A 24,280-nucleotide genomic window follows, 5' to 3' on the forward strand; every position below is an offset into this window, starting at 1 on the left:
TATCATCAAACACATTCTTTAACACACGATTGTTAAAAGAAGCCTGATACAAATAGAGAGACGTTGCAAGGCACGGTATGTGACGGGATTGAAAGGGGAAATGAAGCGTTGAAAAAAAATATCATTGCCATGAATGCCTCCATCATGATTGGGTTGGGAAGCATTTTAGCAGCACCTTCGGTTTATGCTGAGTCGATATCGGATCTAGAAAAACAGAAAGATTCCATTCAGGAACAACGTTCGGGTGTAGAATCGAATATTTCCGACACGGAGAAAAAAATCGATAACCTGCACGATAAGCAAATGACCGCAGAAGAACAAATCGAGGCCATTGAAGCGAAAATTGCAGAGTCCGCGAAAAAAATCGATGCTAAAAATGCTGAAATTACACAAACGAAAAAAGAAATTGAAGCATTGAAAGAAGAGATTAAAGTTTTAAAAGATCGGATTGCCAAACGTAATGAAGTATTGAAGGAAAGGGCACTTTCTTTCCAGGAGACTGGCGGGGACGTGAACTACCTTGAAGTGTTATTCGGATCATCAAGTTTTGGAGATTTAGTAGACCGCGTCGGAGCTGTAGCGACAATCGCTGAAGCCGATCGGGATATTTTAAAGCAGCATGAACTGGATAAAAAAGATTTGGAAGAAAAGCAAAATGAAGTTGAAGCGAAGCTTGCTAGTTTAGAAGTGGCAAAAGCCGAACTATTGCAAATCCAAGAGCAACAAAAAAAGCAGAAGCAAGAAAAGGATGCATTAGTTGAGAAATTAAAGCACCAAACTAAAAAACATGAAGATGAGAAGATGGGCTTAGAGGAAGAAAAAGCGAATCTTGCTGCTCAAGAAAAGGCTATTAAATCAGCCATCGACTTAGAGCATCAACGTCTTGCCGAATTGGAAGCAGCTCGTAAAAAAGCGGCAACCGAAGCGAAAGAACGTGCAGCGCAACAAGCAGCACAAGCAGCACAAGCGGCAGCTAAGGCTTCCGAATCCAAACAACAATCTTCTTCATCAGGATCTAGTGCAAAAAGCAACAGTTCATCATCATCATCATCATCTTCACACTCTTCGTCAAATGTAAGTCAAGCGCCTGCTGTATCATCGGGTACTTTTACAAGACCAAGTGCAGGATATGTATCTTCAACAATGGGTGAACGTTGGAATAAAAAGCATGCCGGCATTGATATTGCTGCTAGTGGAACGGTTCCAGTTGTAGCAGCAGCTGACGGAGTAGTAAGCCGTTCTTATTTATCCAGTACATACGGTAATGTCGTCTTTGTTACCCATTCAATCAGCGGTCAGCAATGGACTACGGTGTATGCACATTTAAACTCTAGAAAAGTAGGTGAAGGTGCTGTTGTTGCCAAAGGTCAACAAATTGGTATCATGGGGAACACAGGACACTCGTTCGGTCAGCATTTACACTTTGAACTACATAAAGGCGCATGGAATTATAGCAAGTCAAATGCTGTTAATCCATTAAACTATATACCTAACTAATACTCAATATAGATACGAATTAAAAGACCGGGATTTTATCCCGGTCTTTTTTTGTTGTGAGCACGATGATCTTCAAGCATATTCTTTCTGATCACCTCATATAGTGAAATACATATCAGGTCAGAAATGGGGATAAAGATGATCAAAAAATGGGTACTTCCTCTAGCCATCATCATGTCACTAGTCATTGGAGCACTGGGGGGCATATATTGGACAAGCCTCCCGAATAAGAATGAAGCAAAGCAAGAAAGCCAAACAATACCGAAAGATAAGGAATGGGCAAAAGTGGAACAAGCTTATGGTTTGATCGTAAGTCAGTATGTAGAACAGGTGGATGGGTCCCACCTGGTGGAAGGTGCCATCCAAGGCATGCTGTCAGCGTTGAAAGATCCCTATTCCGTATATATGGACAAGGAGACCGCTAAGCAATTCAATGAAACCTTGGACTCTTCTTTTGAGGGGATAGGGACTGAAATTGGTATGGAAGATGGTAAGGTGATAATTGTATCTCCTTACAAAGACTCGCCTGCTGAAAAAGCTGGTTTAAAGCCGAAAGATCAAATCCTTAAGGTGAATGGTGAAAGCGTGGAAGGGTTAGATCTGTATGAAACACGCCTGAAAATCCGTGGCGAAAAAGGGTCACCCGTCAAAATGGAAATAAAACGTGCGGGGGTTTCCAATCCACTCGAATTCAATATGATGCGTGCCGAAATTCCGCTTGATACCGTGTTTTCATCAATTAAAGATGTGGCAGGAACAGAAATCGGCTACATCGAGTTAACCACTTTCTCGGAAAATACGGCGACTGATTTCAAAAAGCAGATGAAGGCGATGGAAAAGAAGGGAATCGAAGGATTGGTCATTGATGTACGCGGCAATCCAGGCGGCCTTCTATCTAGTGTGGAAACGATTCTTGGCGAGTTTATCACAAAAGATAAACCCTATTTGCAAATTGCTGAAAGAACAGGAGAAACACAATCGTTTTTTACAAGCCTTAAGAAAGCGAAAAGTTATCCTATTGCCGTGTTGACGGATAAAGGGAGCGCCTCTGCTTCAGAAATTCTGGCTGGCGCGATGCAAGAGGCGGGAGGCTACCCATTGGTCGGAGAGAAGACCTTCGGGAAAGGCACAGTACAGCAAGCTGTTCCAATGGGCGATGGGAGTAAGATTAAACTTACATTATACAAGTGGCTGACGCCTTCAGGGAACTGGATCCACAAAAAAGGGATCGAACCGACAATCAATGTAAAACAGCCGGATTACTTCGATGCCCATCAGCTGGCTGTTGAGAAGGTCTTGCAACGGGATATGAATGATGAACAAATCCAGTATGCCCAAAACATTCTGAAAGGACTCGGATTTGAACCGGGTCGTGAAGACGGTTATTATGATTGGAATACTGAAATTGCAGTAAAAGCTTTCCAAAAACAATTTGGCCTGAAAGTGACAGGTAAACTTGACGCTAAAACGGCGGCACATCTGGAAACCGCCATTCTGGAAAAGATTCAGGATGAGGATAATGATATTCAGCTTCGCACGGCGTTGAATTATTTAGTGAAATAATAGTGAAGGTACTGTTCCTTTGGAGCGGTGCCTTTTTTCCATTGATTGATCGTCCTTCTACAAGCATGAATGCTATCGAAGGGAAACTTAAGATAAAGATACTTTTTCTGTATCTTAATAGGCAGGGAGGTTACATTTTTGATAGAATAGGAGGTAACTGACTAGAACGATTTTTACATACTTTTGATTACTTTTGAGGATGGTGGAAAGAAATTGACAACGGATTGGCTGATTGCATGCTTTATAGGGTTAGGGAAAATCTTCCTTCATCCTTTGCTTTATGTTTCGATTGTCTATTGTTTATTCATTGGCTATCTCCGCGTTAGACGGGAACGCCATGATTTTAATACGAAGATCTACAGGGTTTCCATGGAGTTGCGTTCAATGTTATTTCAAGGATTGATAGGGGGATTCATTCTTTCTTTCCTCACGTTGGCTTCAGGAATCACCATCCCTTTAGCGGCAGTGTATGTCATGGCCGGGGTAACTTTCTTATCCATACTGACCATGAAAAAGAGGTTTGTTTCACCCGTTTATACAGTGGGAATCACCTTCTTTATCCTTTTCTTTCTATATGATGGAGATATCCAGCTGCCAGTATTTCAGGATGCGTTTAATCAACTGGATCGGTCCGTCTATCCGGCACTTGTTATATTGATCGGGTTATTACTGATCGCTGAAGGTTTTTTGATTGTTGGCAATGGAAGTAAAAAGGTCTCCCCGCAGCTGGAGGTATCCAAGAGGGGGCAGCCGATTGGTGTGTATGTTTCACAACGAATCTGGCTAATTCCAATGTTCGTCATGATTCCGGGAGGGCAGCTTCCAGCGCCTTTCGATTGGTATCCGGTTTTTTCAATCGGGGATGTAAACCTGTCGCCGATCATGCTGCCCATGTTAATCGGCTTTAAGCAAAAAGTTCATGGGATGATTCCGGAACAGGCCATTAGGGCGCAAGGTAAAAAGGTGGGAGCTTTAGGGTTCGTGATTACGGCATTGGCTGTTGTTGGTTACTTCTACCCGCCATTGGCAATCATTACAGCTGTATTAGCGATTCTTGGCCGTGAATTCCTGCATTATTCCCAAAAAGCATTCGATACCAAACTTCCATTTTATTTTTCAAAAAGCAAGCTTGGTGTCCAGATCTTAGGTGTTATCCCTCAGTCTCCGGCGGATAAAATGGGATTAGTTAAAGGCGAGGTCATTTCGAAAATAAATGGTGTCGTCGTCAGGGAAGAAGAAGAGTTATACAGGGCGCTCCAAATTAACCGCGCACATTGCAAGCTTGAGGTCATCGATAATAATGAACAGATCCGGTTTGTGCAAAGAGCGCTATTTGACGGGGAGCATTACGAATTGGGCATCTTGTTCGTTGACGATCAATTAAAGGAAAGTGGACAAGCGGGTTAAAGCACAAATGACACAGCAGCAGTTCGTGAATGTAAAATAAAACGGCCTTTCTCGAATCTTATATCGAGAAAGGCCGTTTTCAGTAGGATCGCAATCCAATGTTATTACTTTTCAAGCATAATTTTTTCTAGATCGTCGAGCATTTTATTAGCTGCAATTACGCCGCCAGCTGTATTCCAAGTAGCGTCGCTAACCTCATAAGCTTTTCCATTTTTAACTGCATCAAGGTTTTTCCAAAGTGGATCATTCGTCCATTCTTTTGCTGTGCTTAGGGCTTGTTTGTCGCCTTCAGGAGCGTAGGTGAAGTAGAAGAGAAGATCTCCATCCATTTTAGGGATGACTTCTTTACCTACCTCGATGGCAAGGTTACCTAATTTATTATCTGCAGTGAATAGTTCCTTCTGTTGCTCTGCACGTTTGAAACCTAATTGATCGAAAATCACTCCAGAGAATGAATCCGTGTAATAAATACGAGTAGTTCCAGCCATGAAACGAACAACGGAAACTTCTTGATTTACCTTATCACCCAATTTAGCTTTAAGATCTTCTGTGTGTTTATCGAATTCAGCAATTACGTCGTTCCCTTTATCTTCAAGGTTAACGGCTTTTGCATATAGTTTAAAGTTTTCTTTCCAATCTCCTCTAAGTGTTTCTGAGAAAACGGTAGGGGCGATTGCACTTAATTTATCATAAACAGCTTCTTGGCGAATTTTGCTTCCGATAATCAAGTCAGGCTTCAGTGATGCGATTTTCTCTAAGTTTACTTCATGTTCCACACCAACAACTTCGACCCCATCCATATCATCTTTAATATGGTCGTACCAAGGGTCGCCAAGCCAGGATTGTACGGCACCAACAGGTTTAATTCCTAAAGCAATTAGTGCTTCAGTGCCTTCATTTGTTAGAACGACCACTCTTTTAGGCGCTTTTTTCAATTCAGTGGAACCCATGGCGTGCTTGATTGTATAGCTTGTATCCTCTTTTTTGTCATCTGTTTTATTTCCTGCTGCTTTATCATCCGAATTTCCGCAAGCTGCAAGAAGGAAGACTGCAAATATAGTAAAAATGGTGAATAATGACTTGATTCTAAACATTTATGTACCCCTCCCAATTTTGAGCAAATGATAATCATTCGCACTTAACAGCCTCATCATAAAATGAATATACTTATCTGTCAATATATAATTGAAAATGATTCTCAAAATCGTTGACATCCCGCTGTTAACGCCAGTACAATTAAATAAAAGAATGATATATAAACGTGATTGGAAAGGTAACTGGATATGTTATTAAAAAATACATGGCAGAAATGGATGGGGCTATTCATTACCATTCTATTGCTGCTTTTCTTAATGTGCTCAAGTATTGTATACGGTTATACAGATACAACATGGCAAATGGCCATTGATGCTTTTACCCATTTCAATGGGACGAATGAACACATTGTCATTCAATCAGTCAGACTGCCACGGGCCCTGATCGCTTCGGCAATTGGTGCAAGTTTGGCCATTTCGGGGGTTTTGATGCAAACGCTAACTAAAAATCCCCTCGCTTCTCCAGATATATTCGGTGTCAACGCAGGGGCGGGATTGGCGGTTGTCACTGGGGTCACCGTTTTTGGGATAAGCAACCTTCAAGTATTCACTTGGCTGTCTTTCATAGGGGCAGCCATAGCCGCGATAAGCATATATATGATTGGAAGCATGGGACGCGGCGGCTTGACACCGATGAAGCTGACTTTGGCTGGTGCAGCCATGACGGCCATGGTAGCTTCACTTACACAAGGTCTACTTGTTTCCAATGAGGCACTATTAGATCAAGTTTTGTTCTGGCTTGCTGGATCGGTTTCCGGCAGAAGTTTAGACAATTTAATTGCCGTCCTACCTTATCTTGTTGTAGGTTGGGGTCTTTCTTTGATCATGTCCGGAAAAATGAATGTGTTATCCATGGGTGAAGATGTTGCAAAAGGTCTAGGACTGAACATCGTTTTCCTTAAGCTGGTTCTGGGGCTGGCAATCATCCTGCTCGCTGGAGGATCAGTGGCGGTTGCGGGTCCGATTGGTTTTATAGGAATCATCGTTCCGCATCTTACCCGTTCTATAGTAGGAATCGATCATCGTTGGTTGATTCCGTTCTCCGGACTTTTCGGGGCGGTGCTTTTGATTACAGCAGATATCATATCCAGGTATATTCTGATGCCCCGAGAAGTTCCCGTCGGAGTCATGACGGCGATAATCGGGACCCCATTCTTTATTTACATAGCTAGAAAGGGGTTCAGCGGCCGATGAAGTCATATAGAAGCTTTCGTTTATTTAATGAAAAAATATCTTTCTTAATGGATAAAAAAGCGATGATCGTCGTTTTTATATTATTTTTGGTCACTTCCTTAGTATTTGTAATCAGTACTGGATGGGGTGAAATGAATATTCATCCATGGAATGTATTGCAGGTCTTATTCGGAGGGGGAACGGATAGCGATCGTCTAATCATCCAGTCCTTTCGCCTGCCTAGAATCATTGTTGCTCTCTTGGTGGGGATGGGTCTTGCTGTAGCGGGAGGAATTCTTCAAGGGATGATTCGAAATCCACTTGCCTCGCCTGATATCTTGGGGATAACAGGGGGAGCGACTGTGGCGGTCGTTGGATTCATGGCCTTTTTTAGCGATAAGAATCATTCCTTAACGGTGAGCATCAATTGGCTGCCGTTAGCGGCATTCATCGGGGCGACCGTCGTGGCATTCCTTGTTTATTCCTTAGCCTGGAAAAATGGAGTTCCCCCGATAAGGCTTGTGTTGATAGGGATTGGGGTGATGGCTCTAATGAAAGCCCTCACTACGATGATGATGATTCTTGGCCCAGTCTATCAAGCGAGCCAAGCAAACCTTTGGATCACGGGATCTGTGTCTAACTCCACCTGGAATAATATCGCTGTGCTGGCTCCATGGACGATTCTATTTCTTATACTTGCCTTTCTATATGCTAGAAATATTAATTTACAGGAGCTTGGCGATGATCTGGCAACGGGGCTTGGTGGACACGTCCAAAAACAGCGGTTTATATTATTGATGATCAGTACAGCTTTGATTGGTGGTTCTACAGCTTTTGCTGGTGGCATAGGTTTTGTCGGATTAATGGCACCACACATGGCTAGAAGGCTGGTGGGCTCTAGTTTTGGAGTGTTATTGCCTACTTCAGCCTTGCTCGGTGGAATACTCGTTATGGTAGCGGATTTGATTGGACGGACCTTATTCTCACCATTGGAAATACCTGCTGGTGTCTTTACAGCGAGCATCGGGGCACCATACTTCATTTATTTACTTTATAAAACGAGGAATTCGTAAATTCGGTAGGCAGTAGCAGGATAGGGTAAATGAATACTTGAATAAAAAAGAAGCAGCCATCCAAACGGATCGCTGCTTTTTAATCGTTACGCTTCTTTAGCTACTTCAATTTCGATGGTAAGAGTGATTTGATCCCCGATAAGTACGCCGCCTGTTTCTAATGCTGCGTTATACGTTAAACCATAATCACTGCGTTTAATTTTCCCTTTCCCGCTGAATCCTGCTTTTTCATTTCCCCAAGGATCTTTTCCTTGGCCTTCGAAGGTGATGGCGAAAGTTTCTTCTTGTGTAATTCCATTAAGAGTTACATTTCCTGTTACATCGTATTCATCGTCATCCGTTTTCACTATTTTTGTTGATTTGAACGTTAATGTAGGATTATTTTCTATATCAAAAAAGTCAGCTGAACGCAAGTGATTATCCCGGTCTGCATTGCGAGTGTCAATACTGGCCACATCTACGGTAAAATCGATATCTGCAGTTGTTAGATCCAATGGATTTGCTGAAATGTTTGCCTCGAATTTATTAAAACTTCCTTTTACTTTAGCGATCATCATATGTTTTACAGAAAATTCAATAGCACTGTGAGTTGGGTCGATTGTCCATTTTGTATTTGTCATGGTTATTCCTCCTAATTATTAATCTTGAATTTATATATCTTTAATTTGAGATATTTGAACTTAATGTAATTATAAGAGTTGAAAGTAATAGTGTCAACTGGTTTTTTCCCTAAATTTAGAAAACATGTAAAAACCCTGTGCTTCATAGGGGCACAGGGTTTTTAGGAAAAGGGAAAGTCTAACCCTCTTTAATAATTGGCATGTTCATTCTCTTCATGGTGTTTGGCTTTACTTGGCCAAAAGGCACGACGGCCAAGGAGCGCGGTAATTGCAGGAACCAGGAATGGACGGACGATGAAAGTGTCCATTAACACACCTAAAGCAGTAATCAGTCCGAATTGAACCAATACTTGAATCGGCAGTGTAGCAAGAACGGAAAAGGTGGCCGCTAAGATGATTCCGGCTGATGTGATGACACCGCTAGTTTCGGCAACTCCTTCTTTAATGGCCTGCTTGATTGGCCTCGTCTTTTTCTTCCGCCAAATGCTCGAAACCATGAAAATATTATAATCTTCTCCTAATGCAACGAGGAACACGAATGAATATAGTGGAATTGTCCCTTCGATGGCATCCACTCCCATGAAGTGGTGCAAGATTATCCAGCCTAAGCCCATGGCTGCAAAGAAAGAGAGAATCACAGTTCCCATTAAATAAACCATGGCTGTTATAGATCGTAAGTAGGCTAAAAGAAGCAAGGAAATCAAGACGATGATAATCGGGATAATCATGAATTCATCGGCTTTTACAGTATTCCTTTTATCAAATTGAGTTGCAGTTTGCCCGCCAATCCATACCTTTTCACCAACGGAAGTGACATTGGCCGCTTTTAATTCTTTCTCCGCTATGGTGCGAATGTCCGGAATAGAATCAATGGCCTCAATATCATAAGGGTTTATATTGAATGTGACTTCATATGACTGCAGATCTTTATTGGATTTACTATTAACGGGATCTGCAACACTTTCAACGATTTTCATCTCTTTTAATGATGCCGCTAAATCAATATCCTTACCATCTGTATCGGCAACCACTGTGACTGGCGCCAGTTCACCTGGTGAGTACGAGTCGGAAATGACGGCATAGCCTTCTCGGGAGTTCATATCTTCAGGGAATGAAGAGAGAATATCATAAGAATATTTTATTTGCGAAGAATATCCAGCTAAAACACTAAAGATGATCAAACATGCAAGAATGACAGTCCATGGTTTGGTTGTGACAATATGACCAATCCAATTACCAATGCGGCCTGTTTCTTTATGCCTTTTAACGGTTTTCCCTTTTTTCTTAGCCCGTGCTTCTTCCATTTCCGGTGTGCGCGGAACAACCGGGTAGAAGGAAGCCCGCCCAAATACAGAAAGCAATGCCGGTACAAGTGTTAAAGCTGCCACCATCATGATTAAAATGGACAAGGCAAAGGGTACGGCGAACCGGTGATAAGCTCCGTATTTCGCTACAAGCAATGTTAATAGGGAGATGACGATCGTAAGGCCGCTCATCGCAATTGCGCCGGACGAATCTTTAAATGCGGCAATCATTGCTTCCCGTTTACTTTCATGATTCCTTAATTCACTTCTGAAGTGAGAAATTAAAAATAGACAATAATCCGTTCCAGCACCGAATAATAATACGGTCATGATTGAAATGGCTTGTGAATCGACAGTGATCCAACCATGGTCTGCCATGAATCCAAGAATCGGACTTGTGACCAGATAGGCGAAGCCTACTCCGATTAGAGGAATGATGGCTAAAAGCGGGGAACGGTAAATGAGTAATAAGACGACAAGTACAAGTATTACGGTTGCTAAAAGCAATTGGAAATCAGCACCTGAAAATAATCCCGTTGCATCGACGGATATCCCTACAGGGCCTGTTACACGAAGGGATAAATGATCTGAATCTATCGGGACTTTGAACGGGTCTGTTCCAATGCGTTCTGAAACGATTTCATTAATGCTTTCAAGATTTTTTTCCAGAATGGCAGTCTCGGTCTTTTCTTTAAAGAAGAGCGGCTGTACGAAAGTCATGCCATCTTCTGAAACAGACCCTTGCAGAGCGGGCAACGGGATTTCATGAAGCGGTGGTAAAAAAGATTGCTGATTCAGTGGATTATCTGTCAGCTCTTTGGAAAGGTACTGGATTTCAGCCAAGTCGGCTTCTGTCAGTCCGCCTTCCCGATGCCATGTCAGTAAGGCTGGTATCCCTGACGAATTGGGGAACTTTTCTTTAATAAGTTCATCAGCCACAACAGAAGCTGAGTCTGCAGGCAAATCCGCGGCATTATTTGCTGTTCGATCCTTTACGTCAGGCAATGTGAGTGTTAATAGTATTGCTGCAATTAGCCATACAGCAATGACAACCCAGCGACTAGCTTTTCCAGTCATCATCCTGCTAAGTCTTCCTAATACTGATTCGTCCAATGAGGGTACCTCGCTTTTGAATTTTTTTTGTCCTTACTTCATTATAATGGCGTCCTGTTGACTTATACAAAAATGGGTATGCTCATTCAAAGGCTTTTCATCCTAATTATGAAACTTAGTAGGGTGTATGAAAATATCCTCATTCTCCTATAGGAAAAAAGCACTCATTTGATGAATGGTATGTAAATATGAAGTTTGGAGAGTTAAATATAGGGAATTGGGGAAAGTAAAGTAGTGTTATGGCTTTTATTAACAGAGGAGGGATTTTTTGTCCAATAAATCCAAAAAAACAAATGATGAATCTAATGAAACATTAACGAACAGGCAAGGGCACCCTGTAACGAACAACCAGAGCATTCGAACTGTGGGGAACAGAGGACCAAGTACATTGGAGAACTATGACTTCCTGGAAAAGATCAGTCACTTCGATAGGGAGCGCATTCCGGAACGGGTCGTGCATGCCCGTGGTGCGGGTGCCCATGGTTACTTTGTTCCGACTGGTAAAGCGGGGGACGAGCCGATTTCAAAATATACGAGAGCGAAAGTCTTTCAGGAAGAAGGTAAAAAAACACCGGTATTCGTTAGATTTTCATCTGTAATCCATGGAGGGACATCCCCGGAAACGCTACGTGACCCCAGGGGATTTGCCGTTAAATTTTATACGGAAGATGGAAACTGGGATCTTGTGGGGAATAACCTGAAAATTTTCTTTATCAGGGATGCCATGAAATTCCCTGATTTGATTCATGCCTTCAAACCGGATCCGGTCACGAATATCCAGGATGGCAGAAGGATTTTCGATTTTTGCTCCAGCTCACCGGAAACATTTCATATGGTCACATTTGTATTCTCCCCTTGGGGCATTCCAGCCAATTACCGAATGATGCAAGGGTCGGGCGTCAATACTTATAAATGGGTGAATGAAGAAGGCAAAGCCGTACTTGTCAAGTATCACTGGGAACCGAAACAAGGGATCAAGAACTTGACACAGAAAGAGGCCAATGAAATTCAAGCTACGAATTTCAATCATGCCACACAGGACTTATATGAAGCGATTGAACGTGGGGAATATCCGGAATGGGATTTAAACGTACAAATCATCAGTGATGATGATCATCCTGAGTTGGATTTTGATCCGCTGGATGATACGAAGATCTGGCCGAAAGATGAGTTCCCATGGCTGCATGTTGGTACGATGGTACTGAATAAAAATCCGGAAGACTATTTCACTGAAGTCGAACAGGCTGCATTCGGTACGGGCGTCTTGGTGGACGGACTGGACTTCTCGGATGACAAGATGTTACAGGGACGTACATTCTCTTATTCTGATACACAACGTCACCGAGTTGGAGCGAATTATCTGCAATTGCCGATTAATGCTCCAAAGAAACCAACAGCCACGAATCAGACTGGCGGCCAGATGCAATATGAAGTTGGCAGAGGGAATCAAAGCCCTCACATCAACTATGAGCCATCAACTGTAGGCGGGTTGAAGGAAGCCGAGCAAACGGGTAAAGAGCATACACCAATTGTAGAAGGAAAACTGGTCCGTGAAACAATTGATCGCCAAAGCAATACGAAACAGGCTGGTGAAACATATCGTGAATTTGAAGATTGGGAGAGAGATGATTTAATCTCCAATTTAGTCTCGGCATTAGCTCCGGCAGACCCACGCATTCAAGAAAAAATGATAGCTCTTGCTGCAGAGGCTGATGAAGAATATGGCCGCAGACTAAAAGAGGGACTAGCTTCAGCTTCTGAACATACGAATTCTTCAAAACCTCTAGGTGGAACGGATAACCCAGAGGATGCAGCAAAAAAAGGACATGAAGCAGATCCATATTGATTGGTCAAAAAAAGAAGCTACTCCTTTTAAAAGGGTTGGCTTCCTTTTTTTATGGGAATAATTGAGTGAATGGCTGGAACGTTCTTCTGAAGAAGATATGAAATCAAGCAGGAAATAGATTGGCAAAAAACTTCATAATCATTTAAACTGAAACTACTCTATTTTTCTCTTATAAAGGAGATGAAAAAATGATTAAAATTCTTTCTGCCCTTTTCCTTCCTTGTCTACTTGTCATGTTATTTTCAAGGGTTACCTATAACAATGTCGTGGGACTTGTTTTAACTGTTGCCCTGATTACAGCGTCTGCATATAAAGGTTATACGCATACAAATTTATTGATCATCGTTGATGCATTATCCCTGACAGTGGGATTTTGGTTATCAAAAAGAATGATGAAACGAACATCCAAGAGCGCCTGACATCAAAGGTGCTTTTTTTGTACTCAACTTGCATTTACACTCCGACGCCCATAGAGTCCATATCCTAAAAACAGAATGGATGTTCGCTTTTTGCTGGTTTGTTTTGAGGCTATTGTGGTAGAATGTGTATATATACATTCATAAACCGGAATAAATAGAAGGGATATGGTCATGTCCCGTTTTTTATATAAAAATATTTCAATAGGAGGCTATGCTTGGTGAAGGATAAATTTGAGTTAGTCTCAAAATACTCTCCTCAAGGGGATCAACCTGCAGCAATTGAAATGCTTGTCGATGGCATTAAAGAAGGAAAGGAAATGCAGACATTATTGGGGGCGACGGGGACAGGGAAAACTTTCACCGTTTCCAATGTGATTCAGCAAATCAATAAACCGACTCTTGTCATCGCCCACAATAAAACGTTGGCAGGGCAACTTTACAGTGAGTTCAAAGAGTTTTTCCCTAATAATGCCGTCGAATACTTCGTTAGCTATTATGATTACTATCAGCCAGAGGCTTATGTTCCATCCACTGATACATTCATCGAAAAAGATGCAAGCATCAATGATGAGATCGATAAACTGCGTCACTCGGCAACTTCATCTTTGTTCGAAAGGAAAGATGTCATCATCATTGCCAGTGTATCGTGCATTTATGGTCTGGGTTCCCCTGAAGAGTACCGGGAGATGGTCGTTTCTCTCCGAACTGGCATGGAAATAGAACGAAATGCATTGCTGCACAGACTTGTGGATATTCAATATGAACGAAATGATATTGCCTTTCAACGGGGGACTTTCCGCGTTCGCGGCGACGTGGTCGAAATCTTTCCGGCCTCCCGCGATGAACATTGCGTACGGGTCGAGTTTTTCGGGGATGAGATTGACCGTATCCGCGAAGTCGATGCCCTTACTGGTGAAATCACCGGTGAACGCGAACATATTGCCATTTTTCCGGCTTCCCATTTCGTAACCCGCGAAGAGAAAATGAGGGTAGCCATCCAAAATATCGAGATTGAACTGGAAGAACGATTGACGGAATTAAGGGAAGATGAAAAATTGCTTGAAGCCCAGCGCTTGGAGCAACGGACCCGATATGATTTGGAAATGATGCGGGAAATGGGCTTTTGTTCAGGGATCGAGAATTATTCCCGACATTTAACGCTTCGTCCGGCAGGTGCGACGCCGTACACGTTAATGGATTATTTTCCTGAAGACTTTCTGCTGGTCGTGGATGAATCGCACGTAACCCTTTCGCAAATCAGGGGCATGTTCAATGGAGATCAGGCACGTAAGCAAGTACTCGTCGATCATGGCTTCCGTCTGCCGTCTGCAAAAGATAACCGTCCGCTAAGATTTGAAGAATTTGAAAAAAAGGTCCATCAATCGATATTCGTTTCGGCAACTCCGGGACTATATGAACTTGAGCATACACCAGAAATGGTTCAGCAGATTATCCGTCCTACCGGCTTGCTGGATCCAACGATTGAAGTACGGCCAATTGAAGGGCAGATAGATGACTTGATTGGTGAAATACAGGATCGGGTCAAAAAGAACGAACGTGTCCTCATTACGACATTAACGAAAAAGATGTCTGAAGACTTAACTGATTATTTAAAGGAAATAGGCATCAAGGTCCAGTACCTTCATTCGGAAGTGAAAACCCTCGAAAGGATAGAAATCATCCGGGAGCTGCGAATGGGCAAATATGATGTATTGGTTGGAATCAATCTTTTACGTGAAGGATTGGATATTCCGGAAGTTTCATTAGTGACCATTCTGGATGCCGATAAAGAAGGATTCCTTCGCTCAGAAAGATCGCTAATTCAAACGATGGGCCGTGCCGCCCGTAATGCCAACGGTCACGTCATCATGTATGCAGACCGCATCACGAATTCGATGGAACTTGCCATTAATGAAACGAAACGGCGCCGTGTAATTCAAGAAAATTATAATAATGAGCATGGAATACTGCCGCAAACCATTCAAAAAGATATCCGAGACTCCATAAAGGCTACTCATGTAGCGGAAGAAGGAGAAGCGTACAAAAAGGATCTTGCACCAAGCCTCGCCAAGCTTCCTAAAAAAGAGCGTATGAAAGTGATGGCAAGCATGGAAAAAGAAATGAAGGAAGCGGCAAAGGCACTGGACTTCGAGCGAGCTGCCGAGCTGCGTGATTTAATACTAGAGTTAAAAGCGGAAGGGTGACGAAACATGGCAATGGATAAGATTGTGATAAAAGGCGCCAGGGCCAATAATTTAAAGAATATCGATATCACGATACCGAGAGACAAACTTGTCGTTCTAACTGGATTGTCCGGATCCGGAAAGTCTTCCTTGGCTTTTGATACGATTTATGCAGAAGGGCAAAGACGTTATGTAGAATCACTGTCCGCTTATGCGCGTCAATTTTTAGGTCAAGTGGATAAACCGGATGTCGATGCAATTGAAGGTTTGTCACCAGCCATTTCCATAGACCAGAAAACGACCAGTCGAAATCCTCGTTCAACCGTAGGGACTGTTACGGAAATCTATGATTATTTAAGGCTGTTATATGCACGGGTCGGCAGGCCGACATGTCCGATCCATCATATAGAGATTACCTCCCAAACGATTGAGCAAATGGTGGACCGCATTTTGGATTACCCTGAGCGTACCAAGCTTCAGGTATTGGCACCGCTTGTCTCAGGCAGAAAAGGGACACATGCAAAAGTTTTGGAGGAAGTTAAGAAACAAGGATATGTCCGCATCCGTGTGAACGGGGAAATGCATGATCTTAGTGAAGAGATCACTCTCGAAAAGAATAAAAAACATTCAATTGAAGTCATTATAGACCGGATTGTCATTAAAGAGGGGGTCATGGCAAGGCTTGCAGATTCATTGGAAAGTGCTCTGAAGCTTGGCGAAGGAAAAGTCATCATTGACGTTATGGGTGAAGAAGAATTGCTGTTCAGTGAACATCATGCGTGCCCATACTGCGGCTTTTCGATTGAAGAGTTAGAGCCAAGAATGTTCTCCTTCAATAGCCCTTTTGGAGCCTGTCCGGATTGTGATGGCTTGGGAGCAAGGCTTGAAGTGGACCGAGATCTGGTCATACCGGATAAGGAGTTGAGCCTCCGTCAAAATGCGATTGCACCATGGGAGCCGACAAGCTCACAATATTATCCTCAGCTTCTTGAAGCGGTAGCCAATCATTATGGGATAGATATGGATGTGCCCGTTAAGGATTTACCGGAAGAGAAGATGGAGAAGGTCTTGCTTGGTTCAGGCAAGGATAAGATATATTTCCGTTATAAAAATGATTTTGGAAGAGTGCAAGAAGGATATATTCCTTTTGAAGGAGTTTTAAGAAATATCGAAAGGCGCTTCAAGGAGACGAGTTCAGACTATATCCGCGAGCAAATGCAGAAATATATGTCAGAACATCACTGTCCAACCTGTAAGGGTCATCGATTGAAAAAAGAGAGTCTTTCTGTGCTCATCCAAGGTGTCCATATAAGTGAAACGACCGCTTTATCAGTGGAAGATGCGTTAGTATTTTTCGATGAGCTTGACTTGACGGAAAAGGAAGCTGCAATTGCGAGATTGATTTTACGTGAAATTCGCGAGCGGCTCGGTTTCCTGGCTAATGTAGGCTTGGAATATTTGACGTTAAGCAGGGCAGCTGGAACATTATCAGGAGGCGAAGCGCAGCGTATACGATTGGCAACGCAGATCGGTTCCCGATTGACGGGAGTCCTGTACATTTTAGATGAACCTTCAATTGGGCTGCATCAGCGTGATAACGATCGATTAATTGAAACGCTGAAAAATATGCGCGAGATCGGTAACACCCTTATTGTCGTCGAACATGATGAAGATACGATGCTTGCAGCCGATTATTTGATCGATGTGGGTCCTGGAGCAGGTGCCCATGGAGGGGAAATAGTGGCCGCTGGTACACCGGAAGAGGTCATGAATAATCCTAAATCATTAACGGGTCAATATTTAGCAGGGAAGAAGTTCATTCCATTGCCTTTGGAACGCCGGAAAAATGATGGCCGTGTCATTGAAATAAAAGGTGCCAAGGAAAATAATTTGAAAAACGTTAATGTGAAATTCCCTCTTGGAGTCTTTACAGCTGTTACTGGGGTCTCGGGGTCAGGGAAAAGTACATTGGTGAATGAGATTCTCCATAAGTCATTGGCTCAAAAACTGAACCGGGCAAAATCTAGACCTGGGGACTTTCGTGAGATTAAAGGGATTGAACACTTAGACAAAGTCATTGATATTGACCAATCACCGATAGGTAGAACCCCTCGATCAAATCCAGCTACCTATACAGGGGTATTCGATGATGTTCGTGACGTTTTTGCTTCAACGAATGAAGCAAAGATACGCGGTTATAAAAAAGGACGGTTCAGCTTCAATGTGAAGGGCGGTCGCTGTGAAGCATGCCGTGGTGATGGCATTATCAAGATTGAAATGCATTTCCTTCCTGATGTCTATGTACCATGTGAAATCTGTCATGGGAAACGTTATAACCGGGAAACGCTTGAAGTGAAATATAAAGGGAAAAACATTTCCAACATTCTTGATATGACAGTTGAGGAAGGTGTTAGCTTCTTTGAGAATATCCCGAAAATCAAACGGAAGCTACAAACGATTTTTGACGTTGGCTTGGGATATATCAAGCTTGGACAGCCAGCTACCACTTTATCAGGCGGTGAAGCGCAAAGGGTGAAACTCGCTTCTGAATTGCATCGCCGTTCCACTGGTCGCTCCTTTTATATATTGGATGAACCGACAACAGGACTTCATGTCCATGATATAGCAAGGTTGCTCGAAGTCCTGCAGCGGCTGGTTGATAATGGGGATACCGTTTTAGTGATTGAGCATAATCTGGATGTCATTAAGACGGCGGACCATATTATTGATCTAGGTCCAGAAGGCGGAGATAAGGGTGGAACGATCGTCACTTATGGAACACCAGAAAAAATATGTGAAGTTTCCGAATCATACACGGGTAAATATTTAAAACCTGTACTTACACGTGATCAAATTCGCATGGAAAATTGGATTGAAGAAAAAGAACAGGAGCATGAACATGCTTAATAGAACAAGCCTGCGGGCTTGTTTTTTTGTAGAAAAATGACAGTGTGAAATTAATCAATCAATTGATTAAATACTGCATAAACAAGATATTTCCGGGGAAATTATACTTTTTCCTTTTCAGATTTTGTCATATTACTTTGTCGAATGATGGGAAAAACGGCATTTATGAAACTTTTTAGATATCTAGGCGTATGTATGAATAACATGATAGAAGAAAGCGAGGAATGTTCATGCAGGAGGAAAGAAAGAAGATTTTAGAAATGATTCAAGATGGCAAGTTAACAGCGGACGAAGCCATGGGCCTTTTAGAAGATTTAGAAAAAGCTAGTCAGGAAAGTGAAGCTAAAGAGCAGAAACTACAAAATGAATTATCGACGGTTGTCGTGGATAAGAAAAGCGAAGGAAGTACTCAGGATACGTTTAAGAAGAATATCCAGTCATCGAAGGAAAAGATTATTGATTTCGTTGAAAGTGCTTTTAAGAAAATAAAAGAAACAGACCTTGATTTCAATTTCGGGAAATCTGTGGAAGTCAGTCATATTTTCCAGCATGATTATGATTTCCTCAATGAAGTTGATGTAGATATAGCCAATGGGAAAGTAAAAATTGCTACATGGGATCAGAAGGATGTTCGGGTTGAATGCCATGCTAAGGTATACCGGGTGGAAGATATAGAAGAAGCGAGAAAAAACTTTTTAGAAGAAGTTGAATTTTCGATTGAAGATGGAAAGATGAAGTTCAAGGTTCGGGAAAAAGCCATTAAAGTCGATACGATCATGTACATTCCAAGGAAGGAATATGAGGACATTCAAGTAAGACTGTTCAATGGTGCCATAACGACTGAGTCATTGAAATCAGAGAACCTTAAAGCAAAAACCGCGAATGGTGCCATTCATATCATGCAAGGAAAAGGCGATTCGTGTGAGCTCGAAACGGGTAACGGGATGATCACCATTTCAGATACAAACTTTAATGACTTGGAAGCCGAAACTCTGAATGGAGCCATTAATGCCGCTGGGTACTTCAAGAAACTGGATGTCCAAACCTTTAACGGTGAAATCGTCTGTTCGAATTTTGGGATGGATTGTGACTCTATACATGCGAGGTCCATTACTGGAAAAGTTAAGCTGATCCTGCCCCCTGGTAAGGCCATTGAGGGAGAGTTGAAATCTAATTTAGGAAGTTTTAACGTAAGTTTGGAAGGGATGACCATCATCGAAGAGAAGAGTGATGTGGTTCAAAAGGTTCTTAAGTTTAAGACGGTTAAAGAAGAGGTTCCTGTGCTTCATGTTTTTGCAGAAACCAAGACTGCGGCGATAACGGTTTCCTGAAGAAAAAGAAAGCCCGCCATATTAACTGGCGGGCTCAGTTTTTAGACAAAAGGGTTTTGGAATGCTCTCATTCCAAAACCCTTTTCCTGCATCGACAATTTTTAAGTCCCCCTAACGTTGTCCAACGCATACCATGCTTTCTTTTGCATTTGCGAATACGCGCTCAATTGTTTCTATGTGTTTCCAAAAAAAAATTTCGGTCTGAAGTGCATGGAATAGTGAGTAAACTGTTTTGTACGTTAACATTTAGATAGAACCCTTTTGCCTACACGCTTTCGTTGATTCCACACATGTGAAGGCGAATGCGAATATATACAAATTTGAAAAGAAAATTGCTTGAAAAGAAACGTGTGCTTATCAGAACGTCTCCGAAATGAGATTGACCCAAGATTCTCAATACCACGAAAAAAAGCCAATCTCTTCAGAAAAGTTCGATGGTAACGGAAGGTACGAGACTCCCGCTTAGGAATACGTGTCCAAGGAAGACCCCGCAAGCGCAAAGAGAGCCGAGAATGCTCCTGGACCGTTCGCGGAAAGCGAGTGCCTGGAATGGAAAAGAACATTCAAATGTTACAAACCCTCTACAGGTTAAACCCGCAAATATAACTGGAGGGCTTTCTTTTACATTGTAATCATACGAGCGGAAGCAGCAGGTATGTTCCTCTCATCTCTTTCCTATACACGGGGACCTTCCCGCTGCCATCATCCGGGTGAGTGAATAAAAAAACAATAAATCGATAATGCTTTGTTTGGTTATTAACAGAAAAATGCTAAAATAGAAAAAGTATCTCTAAAAAATAGCATCGCTCCTAAAGGAGGAAAGATATATGGCAAAAGTCCGTACAAAAGATATAGTAGAAGCGTTCGGTCTAGAACTTATCAGTGGGGAAGAAGGAATTAACCGGCCAATTGTCACAAGTGATTTATCTCGTCCAGGACTTGAAATAGCCGGTTTTTTTGATTATTATCCCGCGGATCGAGTACAGCTTATAGGTATGACGGAGATGTCCTTTTTTAATCGGCTGAATGAACCAGATCGAATACAGAGGATGGAAGAGTTATGCAGGGACTTTACTCCAGGCATCATCATTACGCGTGGACAAGAAGTGCCTATAGAGTTGATTGAAGCTTCAGAGCGGGAATCCGTTCCTGTGATGAGATCTAATATGAAGACAACACGTTTATACAGCCGTCTGACCAATTTCCTTGAAAGTAGATTGGCACCAACCACAGCTGTTCATGGTGTATTGGTGGATATTTATGGATTAGGTGTGTTGATTACCGGGAAAAGCGGTGTTGGTAAAAGTGAGACAGCTCTTGAATTAGTGAAACGGGGTCATCGTCTAGTTGCTGATGATTGCGTCGAAATCCGCCAGGAAGATCAAGATACGCTGGTTGGGAATGCACCCGATTTGATTGAACACCTTCTTGAAATAAGAGGATTGGGAATCATAAATGTAATGACTCTATTCGGAGCAGGTGCAGTCCGTAGTAATAAAAAGATTTCAATCGTCATCAGTCTGGAACTTTGGGAAAAAAACAAGCAATATGACCGGGTTGGTCTCGATGAAGAAAAAATGAAAATCATCGATACGGAAGTGACGAAGATTACCGTGCCCGTTCGTCCTGGTCGAAATTTGGCTGTTATTATTGAAGTGGCAGCGATGAATTATCGCCTGAAACGAATGGGAGTAAATGCTGCAGAACAGTTTTCTGATCGCTTGAATCATGCGATTGCAGATCCGGAGCATGATGAATTTTAAAAGGTATAAAGGAAAAGAGGGGACAATATGGAACAGGGAATACAGCCACTGAATCCGATCGCTATTGATCTTGGTCCTATTCAGGTGCACTGGTATGGACTGATCATCGGTTTCGGTGTGTTACTTGGTCTTATTATTGCTTTAAGGGAATGTGAGCGAAGAGGTCTTGATAAGGAAATATTTACGGATTTGATTTTGTTTGCCGTCCCTATCGCAATCATTTGTGCACGTATTTATTATGTCATATTCCAGTGGGAGTACTATTCACAAAACCCAGGGGATATCATAAAAATATGGAATGGCGGAATTGCCATACACGGAGCGCTGATTGGATCGGTGTTGACCGTTATTGTTTTTGCCAAGGTCAAAAAAGTCTCATTTTGGAAGCTGGTGGATATTGCGGCACCGAGCTTATTGTTAGGGCAGGCGATTGGCCGGTGGGGTAATTTCATGAATCAGGAAGCGCATGGAGGCGAAATAACAAGGTCATTCCTTGAAAATATGCACTTGCCTGAATTCATCATTAATCAAATGTACATAAACGGTACTTATTATCACCCAACCTTTTTGTATGAATCGATTTGGAATCTCATCGGTGTAATCATCCTCTTAAGTTTACGGAAAGTGAACTTACGCAGGGGTGAGCTATTTTTAACATATGTATTATGGTATTCCATCGGCCGCTTTTACATTGAGGGATTGCGGACGGATAGTTTGATGCTGACGGAATCGCTGCGCATCGCACAAGTGATCTCCATTGTGTTAGTAATTGTAGCCATTGCCTTAATGGTCTATAGAAGGGTCAGTGGGCAGGCAGACAAAAGATATTTAGATGCATAGGGAATATGTGTAAAGGGAGAGGGCATAGTGATAGTAGATTCGCTTAAAAAGGGACTTCTTTCTGGCTTGAATACAACCTGGTCTTTGGGAAAAGTGATATTTCCAGTTACTCTGATCGTTACTGTGCTTCAATACACGCCTGTATTGCCATGGATCATTAATTTGATAGCTCCTTTAATGAATCTCATCGGTCTTCCAGGGGATGCTGCCATACCGCTCGTGTTAGGGAATTTCCTGAATTTATATGCAGGGATTGCAGGCATATTAACGCTTGATTGGACTGTGAAAGAAGTATTTATTATCGCTATGATGCTATCTTTTTCACATAATTTATTGATTGAATCAGGTGTGGCGATGAAAACAGGTGTCAAGCTGTGGATCATTTTAACCGTACGGATCGGGCTGGCGCTTTTGTCAGCAGTCGTCATCAATCTTGTTTGGCAGGGCGGGTCTGAAATGGCCCAAGGCATGGCTAACGGCGGGACTGCTGAGTTGAACGGAGCGGGGGAAATCCTTTTACATGGGGTCATTCAGGCTCTTTCGGGGATTGCCCATCTTGCGGTCATCGTTATCCCGCTTATGGTAGTAGTTCAAATCATGAAAGATTTAAAATGGCTGGAGGCCTTCTCCAATGCCCTTGCTCCTTTTATGAAAGTCCTGGGGATGAAGCCGAATGCTTCCATGCCTTTCGTGACAGGGCTTACTCTTGGTTTGGCATATGGGGCAGGCGTAATGATTCAAGCAGCTAAAGAAGATAATGTCTCGAAGAAGGATATGACAATTGCATTCATTTTTTTAGTTGCTTGTCATGCTGTTGTAGAAGATACACTAATTTTTATACCACTGGGGATTCCGGTATTGCCGTTGTTGTTAATTCGGTTAATCACTGCTGTTGTTCTAACGATGGTGGTTGCGTATATTTGGAATCGGACTGACAGTGTACATAGAAAGGAAGCTGTTTATGAACAGTAACATAACTACATTATTATTTGATCTTGATGGAACGTTGATCAATACAAATGAATTGATCATCGCCTCTTTTACAGAAACTTTAAACCACTTTTGTCCTGGAAAGTTCAATCGGGAAGATATCATTCCATTCATCGGACCGACTTTGGTTGATACTTTTTCGTCCATTGATCCGAAACGAGTGGATGAAATGATTGCTTATTATCGGGAGCATAATTGGCGGAACCATGATTTGCTTGTCACACAATTTGACGGGGTGTTCGAAACCGTTCAAACATTGAAGCAGAGCGGCTATAAATTGGCAGTCGTTACGACAAAGAAGCGTGATGTCGTTGAAAAGGGCCTGAGTTTAAGCAAACTGGATCAATTCTTTGAAGTGGTGGTCACGCTGGATGAAGTGGAAAATGCAAAGCCAGACCCAGAGCCATTGTTAAAAGCTTTAGATCAACTCGGTTCGGTGCCCGAAGAAGCGATCATGATTGGCGACAGTTATCATGATATTCTCGGTGGGAAAAATACAGGTACAAAAACGGCAGGTGTTTCATGGTCCATTAAAGGCCGAGAATTTTTGGAAAGTTATCATCCTGATTATATGCTTGAGCAAATGGCTGATTTATTAAATATCGTTGAGGTTGAAAAGCTCACAGAGGCTAGAAGATGAGACGCACGACCCGCTATCCAGTTGAAGGGGCTAATTCACTATGGCATGTGTATAAGACCGTTCCATTCTGGAAAGTCGTAAAGAACTTTGTGGTGATTCAGCTTGCGCGTTATACACCTTTTCTAGGTATGAAGAATTGGCTTTATAGGACTTTTTTACATATGAAAGTCGGAAAGCATACTTCCTTTGCCTTGATGGTCATGCCGGATGTGATGTTTCCTGAAAAAATATCCGTGGGAATGAATACAGTCATTGGCTATAATACGACGATTCTTGCTCATGAATATTTAATTCAAGAATACCGTTTAGGAGAGGTAGTCATTGGAGATGAAGTATTGATTGGAGCCAATTCTACGATTCTTCCAGGACTTACAATCGGTAATGGAGCGATTGTTTCTGCGGGGACACTTGTCCATAAGGATGTTCCAGAGGGAGCTTTTGTCGGCGGAAATCCAATGAAAATCATCTATACCAAAGAGGAAATGCTTGAGAGGGATCAGCAAACTTCCATATGAAA

18 protein-coding genes are annotated in these 24,280 nt (G+C 42.3%); 15 read left to right on the plus strand and 3 right to left on the minus strand.

Annotated elements, in window-relative coordinates; all coding sequences use genetic code 11:
* The first annotated feature begins 108 nt into the window (after positions 1–108).
* The 3 genes from ACFWE9_RS08095 (at position 109) to ACFWE9_RS08105 (ending at position 4,467) form a co-directional block, all read left to right on the plus strand.
* Positions 109–1,497 (plus strand): murein hydrolase activator EnvC family protein, encoded by a 1,389-nt coding sequence (locus tag ACFWE9_RS08095; protein WP_377356363.1) that lies wholly within the window; start codon positions 109–111, stop codon positions 1,495–1,497.
* A gap of 138 nt (positions 1,498–1,635) precedes the next feature.
* A complete protein-coding gene (locus ACFWE9_RS08100; RefSeq protein WP_377356365.1) occupies positions 1,636–3,060 on the plus strand; it encodes a S41 family peptidase in 1,425 nt (474 codons plus the stop codon).
* 213 nt (positions 3,061–3,273) lie between these two features.
* Positions 3,274–4,467 (plus strand): PDZ domain-containing protein, encoded by a 1,194-nt coding sequence (locus tag ACFWE9_RS08105; protein WP_230159026.1) that lies wholly within the window; start codon positions 3,274–3,276, stop codon positions 4,465–4,467.
* 104 nt (positions 4,468–4,571) lie between these two features.
* Here ACFWE9_RS08105 and ACFWE9_RS08110 read toward each other — a convergent pair whose 3' ends face one another.
* Positions 4,572–5,561 carry an ABC transporter substrate-binding protein gene (locus ACFWE9_RS08110; RefSeq protein WP_230159025.1) on the minus strand — a complete coding sequence of 330 codons (990 nt, stop codon included), beginning with the start codon at positions 5,559–5,561 and terminating at the stop codon, positions 4,572–4,574.
* A 189-nt stretch (positions 5,562–5,750) separates the two neighbouring features.
* On the opposite strand from ACFWE9_RS08110, the gene ACFWE9_RS08115 reads away from it, so the two are divergent.
* Both ACFWE9_RS08115 and ACFWE9_RS08120 read left to right on the plus strand, forming a co-directional pair.
* Positions 5,751–6,755 carry a FecCD family ABC transporter permease gene (locus ACFWE9_RS08115; protein WP_230159024.1) on the plus strand — a complete coding sequence of 335 codons (1,005 nt, stop codon included), beginning with the start codon at positions 5,751–5,753 and terminating at the stop codon, positions 6,753–6,755.
* A complete protein-coding gene (locus ACFWE9_RS08120) occupies positions 6,752–7,807 on the plus strand; it encodes a FecCD family ABC transporter permease (protein ID WP_230159023.1) in 1,056 nt (351 codons plus the stop codon). The genes ACFWE9_RS08115 and ACFWE9_RS08120 overlap by 4 nt, the downstream gene beginning before the upstream one ends.
* 86 nt (positions 7,808–7,893) lie before the next feature.
* Here ACFWE9_RS08120 and ACFWE9_RS08125 read toward each other — a convergent pair whose 3' ends face one another.
* Positions 7,894–8,427, minus strand: a complete 534-nt coding sequence (locus ACFWE9_RS08125; protein WP_230159022.1) for a YceI family protein — start codon at positions 8,425–8,427, stop codon at positions 7,894–7,896.
* Between the two features lie 188 nt (positions 8,428–8,615).
* On the minus strand, positions 8,616–10,844 hold the full coding sequence (locus tag ACFWE9_RS08130; RefSeq protein ID WP_377356368.1) for an MMPL family transporter: 2,229 nt from the start codon (positions 10,842–10,844) through the stop codon (positions 8,616–8,618).
* 268 nt (positions 10,845–11,112) lie between these two features.
* Here ACFWE9_RS08130 and ACFWE9_RS08135 point away from each other — a divergent pair, with 268 nt between their 5' ends.
* The 10 genes from ACFWE9_RS08135 (at position 11,113) to ACFWE9_RS08180 (ending at position 24,278) form a co-directional block, all read left to right on the plus strand.
* On the plus strand, positions 11,113–12,690 hold the full coding sequence (locus ACFWE9_RS08135) for a catalase (protein ID WP_377356370.1): 1,578 nt from the start codon (positions 11,113–11,115) through the stop codon (positions 12,688–12,690).
* Positions 12,691–12,878: 188 nt separating this feature from the next.
* Positions 12,879–13,109 (plus strand): CsbA family protein, encoded by a 231-nt coding sequence (locus ACFWE9_RS08140; protein WP_034309928.1) that lies wholly within the window; start codon positions 12,879–12,881, stop codon positions 13,107–13,109.
* Positions 13,110–13,327: 218 nt separating this feature from the next.
* On the plus strand, positions 13,328–15,313 hold the full coding sequence (gene uvrB / locus ACFWE9_RS08145) for an excinuclease ABC subunit UvrB (protein WP_230159020.1): 1,986 nt from the start codon (positions 13,328–13,330) through the stop codon (positions 15,311–15,313).
* A 6-nt stretch (positions 15,314–15,319) separates the two neighbouring features.
* Positions 15,320–18,199 (plus strand): excinuclease ABC subunit UvrA, encoded by a 2,880-nt coding sequence (uvrA, locus tag ACFWE9_RS08150; protein WP_377356373.1) that lies wholly within the window; start codon positions 15,320–15,322, stop codon positions 18,197–18,199.
* A 230-nt stretch (positions 18,200–18,429) separates the two neighbouring features.
* A complete protein-coding gene (locus tag ACFWE9_RS08155; RefSeq protein WP_230159018.1) occupies positions 18,430–19,530 on the plus strand; it encodes a DUF4097 family beta strand repeat-containing protein in 1,101 nt (366 codons plus the stop codon).
* A gap of 827 nt (positions 19,531–20,357) precedes the next feature.
* Positions 20,358–21,293: an HPr(Ser) kinase/phosphatase gene (hprK, locus tag ACFWE9_RS08160; protein ID WP_230159017.1), complete on the plus strand. Its 936-nt coding sequence runs from the start codon at positions 20,358–20,360 to the stop codon at positions 21,291–21,293.
* A 27-nt stretch (positions 21,294–21,320) separates the two neighbouring features.
* A complete protein-coding gene (lgt, locus tag ACFWE9_RS08165) occupies positions 21,321–22,133 on the plus strand; it encodes a prolipoprotein diacylglyceryl transferase (protein ID WP_230159016.1) in 813 nt (270 codons plus the stop codon).
* Between the two features lie 27 nt (positions 22,134–22,160).
* Positions 22,161–23,105 (plus strand): nucleoside recognition domain-containing protein, encoded by a 945-nt coding sequence (locus tag ACFWE9_RS08170; RefSeq protein WP_377356376.1) that lies wholly within the window; start codon positions 22,161–22,163, stop codon positions 23,103–23,105.
* Positions 23,095–23,763: a pyrophosphatase PpaX gene (gene ppaX / locus ACFWE9_RS08175; RefSeq protein WP_230159015.1), complete on the plus strand. Its 669-nt coding sequence runs from the start codon at positions 23,095–23,097 to the stop codon at positions 23,761–23,763. The genes ACFWE9_RS08170 and ppaX overlap by 11 nt, the downstream gene beginning before the upstream one ends.
* Complete coding sequence (locus ACFWE9_RS08180) at positions 23,760–24,278, plus strand: acyltransferase (RefSeq protein WP_230159014.1); 519 nt, start codon at positions 23,760–23,762, stop codon at positions 24,276–24,278. The genes ppaX and ACFWE9_RS08180 overlap by 4 nt, the downstream gene beginning before the upstream one ends.
* The last annotated feature ends 2 nt before the right edge of the window (positions 24,279–24,280 follow it).

This window comes from Peribacillus sp. NPDC060253 (assembly GCF_042727425.1).
In the GTDB taxonomy this organism is placed as follows: domain Bacteria; phylum Bacillota; class Bacilli; order Bacillales; family DSM-1321; genus Peribacillus.

What these genes read in the sequence shown, in the direction of transcription:
- ACFWE9_RS08100 (WP_377356365.1), top strand. Translation starts at nt 1,636, where the DNA reads ATGATCAAAAAATGGGTACTTCCTCTAGCCATCATCATGTCACTAGTC.
- ACFWE9_RS08110 (WP_230159025.1), bottom strand. Translation starts at nt 5,561, where the DNA reads ATGTTTAGAATCAAGTCATTATTCACCATTTTTACTATATTTGCAGTC.
- ACFWE9_RS08115 (WP_230159024.1), top strand. Translation starts at nt 5,751, where the DNA reads ATGTTATTAAAAAATACATGGCAGAAATGGATGGGGCTATTCATTACC.
- ACFWE9_RS08120 (WP_230159023.1), top strand. Translation starts at nt 6,752, where the DNA reads ATGAAGTCATATAGAAGCTTTCGTTTATTTAATGAAAAAATATCTTTC.
- ACFWE9_RS08125 (WP_230159022.1), bottom strand. Translation starts at nt 8,427, where the DNA reads ATGACAAATACAAAATGGACAATCGACCCAACTCACAGTGCTATTGAA.
- ACFWE9_RS08140 (WP_034309928.1), top strand. Translation starts at nt 12,879, where the DNA reads ATGATTAAAATTCTTTCTGCCCTTTTCCTTCCTTGTCTACTTGTCATG.
- uvrA (WP_377356373.1), top strand. Translation starts at nt 15,320, where the DNA reads ATGGCAATGGATAAGATTGTGATAAAAGGCGCCAGGGCCAATAATTTA.
- ACFWE9_RS08155 (WP_230159018.1), top strand. Translation starts at nt 18,430, where the DNA reads ATGCAGGAGGAAAGAAAGAAGATTTTAGAAATGATTCAAGATGGCAAG.
- hprK (WP_230159017.1), top strand. Translation starts at nt 20,358, where the DNA reads ATGGCAAAAGTCCGTACAAAAGATATAGTAGAAGCGTTCGGTCTAGAA.
- lgt (WP_230159016.1), top strand. Translation starts at nt 21,321, where the DNA reads ATGGAACAGGGAATACAGCCACTGAATCCGATCGCTATTGATCTTGGT.
- ppaX (WP_230159015.1), top strand. Translation starts at nt 23,095, where the DNA reads ATGAACAGTAACATAACTACATTATTATTTGATCTTGATGGAACGTTG.
- ACFWE9_RS08180 (WP_230159014.1), top strand. Translation starts at nt 23,760, where the DNA reads ATGAGACGCACGACCCGCTATCCAGTTGAAGGGGCTAATTCACTATGG.